Consider the following 11,823-nt stretch of genomic DNA (forward strand, 5'->3'; position numbering starts at 1 on the left):
GGGGTAATTTAGAGCATTGGAATGGTTTTATGGGTGCAAGCAATTAAGAGAGTAACCGAGGGAAGCGTCCTTTGGATCGATCTGGCAAAATCGCATCAACCAGATCATCCGCTAGGATTCGACCCAAAGTTTTCCCCTCCTCGACTACGACCACAGAGGAGCGCCTAGTCTCAATTAGTGCTTCAGCAATCGCATCAAGGTCGTCGTTAGGGTCGACAGTCACGCATTTTGATTCGCGAACTAGCGTAGCAATCTGGTCGTTTCTATTTGAGACCATAAGCAGCTCGAAGATCGATACGTCGGCGCAGAAGTTTCCATCTTCGTCAAATACTACAACGCCATCTAGGTCGCCACCGTGGTCTGAAAGGTCGCGCAATTGGTCGATTACCTCGCTTATGGTGGCCGCTTCGTGGACCTCAAGAACCAGACTGGTCATGATTCCGCCAGCGGTCTTTTCGTCGTAGGAAATAAGCTCTTTCAAATCCGCGGCTACGTCAGGTTCGAGGAGGTCGAGCAGTTCATCTCGTTCATCTTCGTCAAGATCTCGAAGAACATCAACCGCTTCGTCTGGCTCCATATTTGCCACGAGGTCGGCGGCTATATCTGGTTCGGTATTTCGAATGAAGGATTCGATCTGTTCAGCATCCATCTCCTCAAGGGCATCTGCGATCGCTTCAACACCAAGTGCCTCGATTAACCCACTGCGCTCTCTTCGTCCTAAATCTTCTAGCAGGTCTGCTAGTTCGGCCGGGCGCAGCCGCTTTATTCCTCCGTTGGCTCGGGCTGCACGTAACTTCATCTCGCCACTAGTTTCATCGAAAGCTGCGACATCGGACCAATCGATTACTCGTATTGGGTTGGCCCTTGCTCGAATTCTCTGAGGCGCCATACGTCGAAAGAGAGCATTCACTCCAACTTCGACACCAACCAGCCTAAGTTTCCCCAGTGCGTTTGCTAGATAGAGTTCGCTTGCGCGAATAACTTGGATTCCTTCTACGTCGACCAGCTGGTGGTCTAGGATCTCCTCCATCAGAAGTACTTCGTTGTTGCGCTTTGAAAAATCCCGCAGATCTACTTTAGAGCTTCGAAGCGCTATGGATTTGGTTTCAAAGATCTCCACTTTGTCAATATCAACGAAGGTACGTTGACGTCCCACCCTAACGATTAGACCCGTAATTGGTGGATAGTCAATTTCTGGAGACCATCGAGCGACGATGTCGACCAAAACGCCAATATCACCACCACTTTGATTGCGAACGGTAATTCCAAGCAACCCAGATAGCGGCATTATTGCTGCGCGTATTTCCGAAATGGCAAGGATTCTTCGAGCTCTTGAAACTCTGATTCTTGAAATCCGAACCGGCGAAGGAATCTGTACCTTGTAGGCCATGATTTAACCCCTTATACTAGAAATATCTAATAGATAGGGACGTCATCACCGCTCCGATGTGGCTCGTAACCTTAGTGGGTTGTAACTAGCGCTACCAGACCGACAGTGACGTCATAAAGACGAATTTTTCTCCGGTACTCGGGGGTTCACTAGAATTCATGACATCACCTCCATATTTCAAACAGATCAACTACGCAGAGTCAGACCTCGGTGGAGGCCCGTGCTTACCCACCGTTAACTTCTATGCCAAAGAAAACCTTGTGGCGTTATGCCAAACTAAACGATAGGGCGTAAATTACTACTCCTTAAAGCGTAGCTGTATAATCGCAGCTCTTGGTGTTGAAAAAGCGAATTGTCTCAACAATTTACTCTTAATTTACGCAATATTATCTTTACCACTATGGTTTTTTAGCGCGAATTATTCCAGCTTCGGAAACAATCCTGATCGCCTCGATCTCAACGAATCCAGCGTTTGAAAGGAGGGTTACCCAAGAAGCTTGGCTTATAGGTTTTTCTTGAAAACGAAAGAGGTACCTGAATCCGTTCTTTGCAATTCTCCAGTATCCGCCGGGGCCTTTGGACATCATTGTTTTGACTTTGTCCATTATTACCGCGCGGTCTTCTGCGGTAGCACCACGTCCGAACATCATGTCGCCGAAGATAAGCTCTCCGCCAGAGTGGAGCCATCGGAATGCATCGTGGACAAAACTCTGTTTCTCTTTGTCACTTAAGTGGTGCAGCACGTAATTTGAACAGACTAGACCAACGGTACCGTTAGTAACTCCATATTGCTGAACAGAGCCAACCACTGCTTGTACGTTTTTGATCTTTTGACTTTCGAGTTTTTCATTCAAGAGGTCGATCATCTTCGGTGCGATATCGAGTGCAAGAACTGATTTTGTCTTTGTTGCTAGGGGTATGGAAAGCTGACCCGAACCGCATCCAAGATCGATCGCAAACTCTAAAGGTCGATCTCCAATGAGTTCAATCATCTCGTCAACTACCCGTTGTAGTCCAGGATTTTGCATTTCGTCCCAGCTGGTGGCGCGTCGTGACCAGACGACCCGCTGAAGATAAAGACCTGCCTTTTGCATAATTGAAGACAATTTTTACTCTTTCAAACTTGGCACGAACATAAGACAATCGCCGTAAAACGTATCTTTGTTGGGCTCAAGTGGAAGTCTCTTTAGCGCCAACAGCATTAACGGCTTATGACATATTAGTTGGAGGGAGTGAAAACGAAGTGAGAAATAGATTCTAGTCAAACCCTAAGGTCAAATTATTACAGTTTTGCCCCATCGAGGTGGAGGTTTATCGTCCTGGCTTATTTTGATTACGAAGTAGGTGGGACAGTTTGAAGTCGAATATCGATTATCGGTAGCGACAATGAGATATTGTATGAAAATTTCGGAAATAAAATTTCAGAAAGGATGAATTTGGTTATAGTTTTACGGTAGTGGCGACTTTTGAACGATAATTCATGACCTATTTACGCCAATTTATGGTTGGCGTAGCACGTAGAAAGTTTTTATATAGATATTATTTAGTGCTATATTCATATATTTGATCCGGTAATTGATGAGAATAATATTCGATATATTGCCTTAATTTTTTATTTGGACCGCTGATTGTTCCTGACGAATTTTTATGGTTACTTTTTGCTTTCACCTTCTGATCTAGGTAAGCAACTCGCCTTGGCGGTGCTGGTTACGAATATAGATGGTATTTTGGCCACAAATAACCTGGTGTAGCGAGTAGTTTAGAGCGCTAAAGAGCGGGGCATGTACCTTATAATTTTGCTCGTGGCTACTTGTCGAAGGATGATTTTATAGTTGGGCTTTATTATCTAATTATCTGCGGATGGGCTATAATATTTTGCTAAATAAAAATTAGCTTGCTCATATAAATTTTTAAAAATGTAATACCCGCCATTTATTAGTGAACTCGCTTTTAGATGCGGGTGGCGTTTGCTTTGTGGCGATGATATATAACAGCCAAGAGTCCCGCCGTTAGGGTTGCTACCCCTCCAACTAAGATCCCCGAGCGCCCTCCAAAATGACCAGAGATATAGCCGATCAATGGAGCTCCGATTGGTGTTGATCCAAGGAATGCGACGCCATAAAGTGACATGACCCTACCTCTCATCTCAGGAAGTGATGTCATCTGCAAGAGCGAATTTGCGGTTGAGAGAAAGACGATCGACGCGGCACCAGTAAGAGCTGTTGCAATCAGTGCCAATGGGAATGATGGCATTTCGGACATCAATATCATTAGCAACCCGAAAGCCAACGTTGCAGCCACTAGGAGCTTTTGTGAGACCTTGGCATAAGTTGCCGCTCCTAATCCTCCTACCACTGCGCCTAGACCAAGACTCGCCGTTATAAGTGCATATGAGCCTGCTCCGAGGTGAAAGGTATCCGTGGTGAAAAGCGGCAGGGACACTTGAAATTCATACGCGAGAGTTCCGACGATCACCATCATCAAAAGGGGGATCGCAAGTGAGGGTGTTTTGGCGACGTAGGAAAATCCTTCTCGCAGCTGGCCGGATTTTGAGGTGGCTCGTGTGGCTGGCATAAGTTCTGATGTGCGCAACATGATCAACATTGCAATTACCGCGAGAAAGCTAATGGCGTTTAGGATGAAGTTTGGTCCGACTCCTAAGCTGTAGATGACAGCCCCAGCAATCGATGGTCCGATTACGCGGGCGGAGTTCATGACCACTGAGTTGAGGCTTACCGCATTTGGAAGATCTTTGGGTCCTACCATTTCGATGACGAAAGTCTGTCGAGCGGGCATATCGAGTGTATTTACCAGTCCAACAAGGGCTGCTGCTACAAAGATCATCCAGAGTTGCACCAGGCGAAACTCTACCAATAGGCCAAGAGCAAGCGCGAGGAGCGCAAAAGCGCTCTGGGTTCCAATTAGGAGTTTGCGCTTGTTGGCACGGTCAACGTATACTCCAGCAAGGGGACCTAGCAGTAGCGTTGGAAGGAAGTTGGCCGCTGAAACTAGGCCAAGAACCACCCCTGACTTTGACAGTTGAAGAACCAACCACGATTGCGCGATCATCTGCATCCACGTGCCGGAGTTTGAGACTACTTGACCTATGAAATAGAGGCGATAGTTGCGGTTTGAGAGTGCAGAGAAAGTAGCGAGTTTGGCTCGAGGAGGTTTTTGTTTTATAGCATCGTCTTCTGTATGGGTTTTATGGTCTTCTGGGTCAGAGTTATCTGACGCCTTGGAATATTTTTTAGATATCTGGCTCATTATAAAATCTTTTCGTAATATTAATTTATCTCTTAGGGGCGGGGTGGATGATTCTTTGGTGAAACTCATTCCAAGATTGAGAGTCCCTAGTGTCTCTTTCTCCTACGTGAGTTCCGACCACGATATCTTGTTGGTGACTAGTCGATTTGAACTTTTGTTTGATATCACTATTCGCTAATTAGGAAGGGTATATGTTCTTTGGAATTTTCGTTGGATTTTGCTCCGGCTATGCCAGCTATCGACCTCAGTGGCTTTTCCGGAAGCATTAGAGCTAAGGCGATTGCTATAGCGCTAAATGGAATAGCCCACAGAAAGACCACGTGAAGGCTTTTGACAAATGCGTCAATTACCCCGATATGTATCCGAGTCGGAAGTTTTGCGAGTTGTGCTGGTGAGCCTCCCATCACTGCTGCAGTTGCGCTAGATGTACCCGCAGCAGAACCCATGGTACGAGCGAGATTGAACGAGAGCCGATTGATGAGGATATTCCCAAAGAATGAGGTCCCAATTGCACCGCCCATCGTTCTAAAGAAGGTGACGGCGGAAGTGGCTGTTCCTAGATCTTTGAAGTCGACCGAATTTTGAGTTGCAAGGATGATGACTTGAACCGAAAGGCCAAGTCCTAATCCCGTTATGGTCATGTAAATACTCTCAATCCAATACTGAGTATTGGCCTCAAAGAGTGAAAGAAGATAGAATCCGCTAGCAAGTAGGATCGAGCCAATGATGGGGAAGATCTTGTATTTTCCAACTCGTGTGATTATTTGGCCAGATCCGACTGAACCAAGTACTATTCCAAGAGTTAACGGAATAAGCATTAGGCCAGATCGCGTCGCTGATACCCCTCTGACGATCTGCATATATTCAGGAAGAAATATCACAGCGCCAAACAGCGCAAAACCGGATAGGAATCCTATGGATGACGAGACTGAAAAGACTTTGTCTTTGAATAGTCGAAGTGGAAGAATCGGCTCCGGGGCTCTATTTTCTTGGAAGATAAAGGCCAAAGTCAGAGCTATGGTAGCTGCGGCTAATGAAATAATCATGGGCGAGGTCCAAGAGTAGGTGACTCCGCCCCAAACGGTCAAAAGTAATGCGGTAGTTACCGCGGCGGTGATGAGGCCAGATCCTAAGAAATCGATTTTGTGAGACATTCTGCGAACTGGCAATTTCAGGACATATGAAGTAACCACAAGGGCGAAGATCCCGATGGGGACATTTACGTAAAATATCCATCGCCATGAGATCTGGTCGGTCAAAAATCCTCCGACCAAGGGTCCAAAGACGCTCGCGCTTGCAAATACTGCTCCGGTGTAGCCTTGGTATTTTCCCCTCTCGCGAGGAGGCACGATATCGCCAATGATGGATAGAACCATGGCGAATAGCCCACCACCACCGACTCCTTGAATTGCCCGAAAAGCTATTAGCTCTCCCATATTTTGACTAAGTCCAGACAAGACTGAGCCCACTAGAAAGATGACGATTGCAAATTGAAAGAGTGCTTTTCTCCCATATAAGTCAGAGATCTTGCCATAAAGCGGAGTGACCGCAGTCGAAGAGAGCAGATAGGCGGTGACTACCCAGGATAGGTGTTGAAGTCCACCTAGATCTCCTACGATTGTGGGTAATGCCGTTGATACTATTGTCTGATCTAGTGCCGCAAGAAGCATTCCTAACAAAAGACCGCTCAGTGCCAAAAGTATTTGGCGATGAGTCAGAGGGGTCGAGCCATAGGTTTGATCTAAAGGCTCGGCTTTCGACTCTTTGTCCATCGCTTTTTTTGTCTCCTTCGGGAAATTCAGCGGTCAACTTCTCTGCAGAACTTGATAGTTGCATGCAACACACAACTATCAACTCTACTTCGGGCATTAGCTATTCCGGGTTTAGTATCGCCTCATCAAAAACTTCGATTTCGATGAATGCCCATAGCTTTGCTAGGATTCTTTGTCCATAAGATTGCATGGACGTCGACGCTTTACTATTAGCAGCGTCTGGTTTTGCGTCAACTCTATTTGGGTTGAGGTTCGCTGGAGCTGTGCAATAAATTTTCAAAGATGCCAGGCAAAGATTTAGGTGAATATAGATGCGAGAACCTCTAGAGCGGGCAGGTGCCGAAAGTTCAAAGAAGTTGCTGCTTTATGTTCAGCGATTCATGGCTGTATTCTCAGGGTTTGGTAGCAAATCTCTCCCAATCTAGGGCTTTTAGGTCGCTCCCTTCCCCTTCCACCTTTGGTGTCTTTCGCTCTTTGTTTAGAAATCGTCTCTAAAACCTTGTATCTATTGACTGGTGTATAGAGTCGTTCCGAAGGCATCTGGTAGGTTTTTCGTATTTCTACTAGACTATTTTATTTAATAATGCTTACAGATCTAGAAATCAAAACTACTGCGAAATGGATAAGTGAAGTTCAACTTCGTAACGGTTTAATCCCTTGGTATTCCGGGGGTCATATCGATCCGTGGAATCATATTGAAGCTGTGATCGCCCTAGGCATGGCGGGTTTTGATGAAAGTGCAATAAAGGGTGTTGACTCACTTTTTTCACTCCAAAATCGTGATGGCTCCTTTTGTCACTATTACCTAACCAATGGCGTAAAGGAGCCAAATCGCGATCCAAATGTGATCAGCTACTGTGCCCTGGGGTTACTTGCGCTACATTCGTGCATTGAAAACCTCGATGTAGAGCGGTACTTTCCATTCGTTGAGCGTGCACTTGACTATGTCGTCATGTACCAACGTGATGATGGAAGTTTCCCGATGATGATTACTCCTGAGGGGCTATGTCATCCCAAGTCGCTTTTGGCTGGCAGTTGTTCGATTCTCAACTCTCTCGAGGCAGGAAGTTTTTTGGCAGGAATAGTCGATATCGAAAAGCCTGAGTGGAAACGTGCTCACGAGAGTCTTGGTGATTTTATATATTCGAGCGACTCACGTGTCGTGGCAGACAAATCATCCTGGGCGATGGATTGGTACTATCCCTACTTGGCAAATATTCCGCGATTTGGAGGCCAAGGCTTAGGGCTCGGCCCTCATCGTGAAATCGGTCGATTTTTCGTGTCTGGCTCAGGAGTTAGATGCATCTCTGGGCGAGATTGGTTTACGGCTGCCGAGACCGCCGAGGCCTCGATCGCATTTTCACTCAGCGGAATGAATGAGGCGGCAACGGAGATTTTCTGGACAACAAATCGTTTCAGAGGCGAGGATGGCTCCTACTTAACCGGACTGGTGTATCCTAGTCAAGCTAGTTATCCTCATGAAGAGAGGTCCACATATACCGCGGCAGCGGTGATAATCGCAAACGATGTCATATCTAGCGGTATCTTTGGAAGCCTAGGAGAATTCTTTATAGAGCGTTGGCTCAAGCGCCATCATCGATGATCTTTTTCAGGATTCTAAGCGATCCCTCGGACGAGATCTCTTGGTAGGTAGCGCTCTCTAAGGCATGTTGAAAGATCTCAAATGGTGGTCTTCCCCCATCCTTTGGGTCAGGGAATACATCATGGATTGCCAACGTGCCACCTAGTCCCAACAGAGGTGAATAACTTTGAAAGTCACTCCATTGGGTTTTTTCGTCGTGCCCTCCGTCTAGAAAGATAAAGTCCACAGGGTGCTTTATAAATTTGGCGGCGTTGCGCGAATCCCCCAAAACTGCCATTACATATTTATTTAGGTTAGTTACTCGCATCGCGGCCCGAAATCTTCCAAGGGTGTCTAGATCGTTCGAGACTGGATCCACTAAAGTCCAGTCGTGGCTCTCCCAATCCGGGCCATTTTCAATGGACCCTTTATGGTGATCGATTGTAACCACTAAGGACTTAGATAGTGAAGCCGCGTACCCAAGATAGATGGTCGATAGGCCACAATAGGTCCCAATCTCGATTCCTAGGCTGTTTGGCGATGCTAACGCCTTGCTAGCCCAGTAGCACAGTGCCTCACCCTCTGAAGTTGGCATAAAGCCTTTTACCCATAGAGCAAGATCTAAAAGTTCGGCGGGAAGGCTCAATCGATACTTCATTTGGCTCCTTTTAGTGCGGAGTAAGTTTTTATGCTGTATGTAAATATATAAGGACCGCTGTGCTTCGGTGTTTTGAGAATGAATAATTGCCTTGTTCCTTATTCTTGGAATCGAAATTGGTTTGACCTTCTTGGCGTCTTTGGCCGCCAGTGCGACTCTAGGGATCCATGTCCATCAAATTGGAGTCATCACTGACTATCTGATGGTTCAAATTAGACAACCTGCTAGGGTTGCAACCCTTTGCATGAGGTCACTGATGAAGTGTGGGAGCGGGTGTTTGCTGTCAATGTTGATGGCATGTTCCGCCTGACCCGCGCCGTGATTGCGCTCATGCTCGGCGCCGGCGCCGGATCGATAGTTAATATCCCATCAGAGGCTGGTCTGCGAGGGTTTGCCGCTGGCCTTGCCTATACCGCCTCAAAACACGCTGTAGTTGGCCTGACCCGTAGTTGCGCTTTTATGTATTGGCCATCGGGTCTTCGTTTCAACGCGGTCGCACCTGGGCCGGTTGCGACGAACATAGAGGCTTCGTTCGCATCTGAGCTTGGTCAATCCCGCATCGCTAATGCAATGGCTGCGATGCCTCCGATTGCGCAAGCGACGCAGTTTGCTGCCTTGATTACCTTTTTGCTGAGCGATGATGCTACGAATGTAAATGGTGCAATTGTACCCTCAGATGGGGGATGGCCAAGCCTTTAAAGACCACCTCCTTCCGATCTTTTTTAGCGTCAAGTCGTGCGCGCGATTTTGGTTTTATGGGCTATTTGAACGGCAGATTCCTAAATAGATTCCTAAAAGGGTCTCTCCGGTACATCCCTTTTAGGAATCTGTTTTTCGCTTTTGTATGTCAAGTTTAGGGTCACCTTTGAGGTGACTCAATATGGGTTCGCAACTGGTCGAACGACTATCTCTTTTGATTGGCGGAGAGTTTTTCTGGTTTACTCTGGTGATCTAGCTCTGGCTCGTTGATTGTGATTGGAAAAGTCAAGGTGAACTTGGAGCCAACTTGATATCTTGATTCAACATCGATACGCCCACCTATGTTGAGGGCGGCTTGCCTGGCTATAGAGAGGCCAAGTCCGGAACCACCACTGGCGCGATCTCTTGCGTTGTCTATTCGGTAGAGACGATCAAATATTTTATGGATATTCTCTTTCTTGATTCCGATTCCATTATCTGTTACCGAGATCGAGTATTCGTTTTGCGAGGCGCGCTTCCCCTCGATTACTACAGCTTTTTTAGTGGTTGAATATCTGATTGCATTGCTGGTGAAGTTGTCGATTATCATCTCGATTAATCGTTTGTCCTGGGCAATCTCACACGGATGATAGGATATCTCAAGCGAAATTTCTTTTTCTTTAGCGCGATTTTGGAACCGCCGTTTTAGATTATGCGAGAGTTCAATCGAATTGAAGTGCGTCTGGGTTGCCGCTTTCGTCACCTCCAAATGATCTAAGGAGCGTAGGTCTTCTAGTAAAAAATGTATCCTCTTTACCTCGTCGGTAATTACCTCGATGGCTTCAGTCTGTTCTTTTGGTTCTGATATGGTTTTATCGGCAATTGCTATGGCCAAACCTGTAACAGCATTGATAGGAGTCGCAATTTCGTGGGCTAGGTCCGAAAGAAATCGACGCTGTTCTTGGTCGGAGCGCTCTAGTGATTTTGCCATTTGATCGAAGGCGCTTACTAAGGCGTCGAACTCAGACGGCAGGGTGTTTTGAAGGCGCGCGGACAGGTCCCCAGATTCAATTCTTTGGGCAACTCTTGATGTCTCTTTGACTGATCCACCTATCGCTCTTTCGATAATAGAGGTGACCCAGAATGCGCCAATGAGTACTCCAACGATTACTATCGCTGACACTGTGGTTAATTCAACCGACAGGGGTGTAGGGTTTGACTTTGGCGCGATGACTGTGACGTCTAAAGAGGGTCCTATTCTGGCGAAAGAGACCCTTGAACCATAATTCATTGATCCAGGGGTTGCAAATAATCGAACTCCATCTCGGTAGATTGAGAAATCAAATCCGGGTGAGGCCCGATAAATTTCATTGAATGCGTGAGAGTTCAAGCCGTTAGTGGCAAGTTCATATACCGATCGTGAGATTGAGCGAGCCGCGTTCTTTAGGTAGAGGCGTTGGTCGCTTCGTTCGAGTTGCATTGCCAAGATGAAGCTTCCAATGATGCCAATTGCGCCAGTTAAAAAGAGTACTGCCAACACTCTGGACCTAATTGACTTTACTTTATATTTGGGCAAAGCTGCTCCTATGGATTACTTTATCGAATCGAATCTCAGTATCTTGGGTTCATCTCTCATCAAGTCGGTAACCAACGCCTCGCAGTGATGTGATGTTCGCGGCTCCATTTAGTTTCTTCCTGAGAGAGGCGACATACACATCGATGGTTTTTTCCGTGATGAAGGTAGTTCCGCTCCGAAATACATATACATTCATATGCACCTCTTTTGTTTTCGCTCTCCAGACGCCTTTGCGTGTTCTGCCCCATCCACGGGGGCAGAACTAGGGCGAGTCGGTGGTTGCACACCTCCCACGTCCAACTCGCGTTGTCGTGGTATCCTTGGAGTCCTGCCGTGAGCGCTATCCTTGGCATCTTCGAGGATGTTCCGGCTTTCCATTTAGCGTAGGAACCTCGCGTCAAGAATCTTTCTCACTTCCGTGTAGGGAGTGAACCGGTCGATCTGGTGATCTTGGATCCTTGATTTGATGTTCATGGAGGCTACGTGATCTGCATCGCCCTGCCAATTGCAATCCCAATAAGGGTTACGACAGTGAAACACATCCCCGCTTCGGTTGTCGAAAGAGACATACCCACACGTTGGATTAGGAGATGTTTGGCTGGTGTAGGCCGCGTTGACCGTTTTAATGCCGGAGGTTCCGACATGCGCATGTACCATAATGCGTTCTTGGTTCTCGTCCCTTGCCCACGATGAGCAGAGTCGAGATATCTTCTTAGACTTAGCCTTACCCCCTAGGTGAGACAGATCTTCGGTGATGATTTCTTTTGGCCGTTGTGATGGATGTTGGGGAGCTCGTCCATTAGCTCTGGTGCGATTGCCCTCTCCGTAGACCACTTCTTTGATTGCAGCGCCCGAAATTGTCTGTAGTTGTGCCTTTGCACGCCTGAGTCGAGCTTTTTG

10 protein-coding genes and 1 pseudogene are annotated in these 11,823 nt (G+C 46.9%); 2 read left to right on the forward strand and 9 right to left on the reverse strand.

Annotation, left to right across the window (positions count from 1 at the left end; genetic code table 11):
- Positions 1-43: 43 nt before the first annotated feature.
- From AXFE_RS10140 to AXFE_RS10155, 4 genes are all read right to left on the reverse strand, one after another.
- The gene (locus AXFE_RS10140; RefSeq protein WP_052605746.1) at positions 44-1,390 is read right to left on the reverse strand and encodes a magnesium transporter MgtE N-terminal domain-containing protein; all 1,347 of its coding nucleotides are present in this window, start codon (positions 1,388-1,390) and stop codon (positions 44-46) included.
- 398 nt (positions 1,391-1,788) lie between these two features.
- The gene (locus tag AXFE_RS10145) at positions 1,789-2,496 is read right to left on the reverse strand and encodes a class I SAM-dependent methyltransferase (protein ID WP_052605747.1); all 708 of its coding nucleotides are present in this window, start codon (positions 2,494-2,496) and stop codon (positions 1,789-1,791) included.
- An 844-nt stretch (positions 2,497-3,340) separates the two neighbouring features.
- Positions 3,341-4,657 (reverse strand): MFS transporter, encoded by a 1,317-nt coding sequence (locus tag AXFE_RS10150; protein ID WP_082058654.1) that lies wholly within the window; start codon positions 4,655-4,657, stop codon positions 3,341-3,343.
- A 167-nt stretch (positions 4,658-4,824) separates the two neighbouring features.
- Positions 4,825-6,429, reverse strand: coding sequence for an MDR family MFS transporter (locus tag AXFE_RS10155; RefSeq protein ID WP_052605748.1), 1,605 nt, complete (start codon positions 6,427-6,429; stop codon positions 4,825-4,827).
- Between the two features lie 583 nt (positions 6,430-7,012).
- On the opposite strand from AXFE_RS10155, the gene AXFE_RS10160 reads away from it, so the two are divergent.
- Positions 7,013-8,032 carry a prenyltransferase/squalene oxidase repeat-containing protein gene (locus AXFE_RS10160; RefSeq protein ID WP_052605749.1) on the forward strand — a complete coding sequence of 340 codons (1,020 nt, stop codon included), beginning with the start codon at positions 7,013-7,015 and terminating at the stop codon, positions 8,030-8,032.
- Here AXFE_RS10160 and AXFE_RS10165 read toward each other — a convergent pair.
- Positions 8,013-8,669 (reverse strand): class I SAM-dependent methyltransferase, encoded by a 657-nt coding sequence (locus AXFE_RS10165; RefSeq protein WP_052605750.1) that lies wholly within the window; start codon positions 8,667-8,669, stop codon positions 8,013-8,015. The genes AXFE_RS10160 and AXFE_RS10165 overlap by 20 nt on opposite strands.
- Positions 8,670-8,903: 234 nt before the next feature.
- Between AXFE_RS10165 and AXFE_RS10170 the strand changes: the two are divergent.
- Positions 8,904-9,368: pseudogene (locus tag AXFE_RS10170) on the forward strand (SDR family oxidoreductase); the annotation flags it as partial.
- A gap of 205 nt (positions 9,369-9,573) precedes the next feature.
- On the opposite strand, the gene AXFE_RS10175 reads toward AXFE_RS10170, so the two are convergent.
- The 4 genes from AXFE_RS10175 to AXFE_RS10185 form a co-directional block, all read right to left on the reverse strand.
- Positions 9,574-10,923, reverse strand: coding sequence for a sensor histidine kinase (locus AXFE_RS10175; protein ID WP_052605752.1), 1,350 nt, complete (start codon positions 10,921-10,923; stop codon positions 9,574-9,576).
- A 49-nt stretch (positions 10,924-10,972) separates the two neighbouring features.
- On the reverse strand, positions 10,973-11,119 hold the full coding sequence (locus AXFE_RS18495; protein ID WP_082058655.1) for a winged helix-turn-helix domain-containing protein: 147 nt from the start codon (positions 11,117-11,119) through the stop codon (positions 10,973-10,975).
- Positions 11,116-11,301, reverse strand: coding sequence for a hypothetical protein (locus AXFE_RS10180; RefSeq protein ID WP_052605095.1), 186 nt, complete (start codon positions 11,299-11,301; stop codon positions 11,116-11,118). Before AXFE_RS10180 ends, AXFE_RS18495 begins: the two co-directional genes overlap by 4 nt.
- The coding region (locus tag AXFE_RS10185; RefSeq protein WP_152626021.1) for a zinc ribbon domain-containing protein at positions 11,302-11,823 on the reverse strand (522 nt) is incomplete at its 5' end.

Source organism: Acidithrix ferrooxidans (genome assembly GCF_000949295.1).
In the GTDB taxonomy this organism is placed as follows: domain Bacteria; phylum Actinomycetota; class Acidimicrobiia; order Acidimicrobiales; family Acidimicrobiaceae; genus Acidithrix; species Acidithrix ferrooxidans.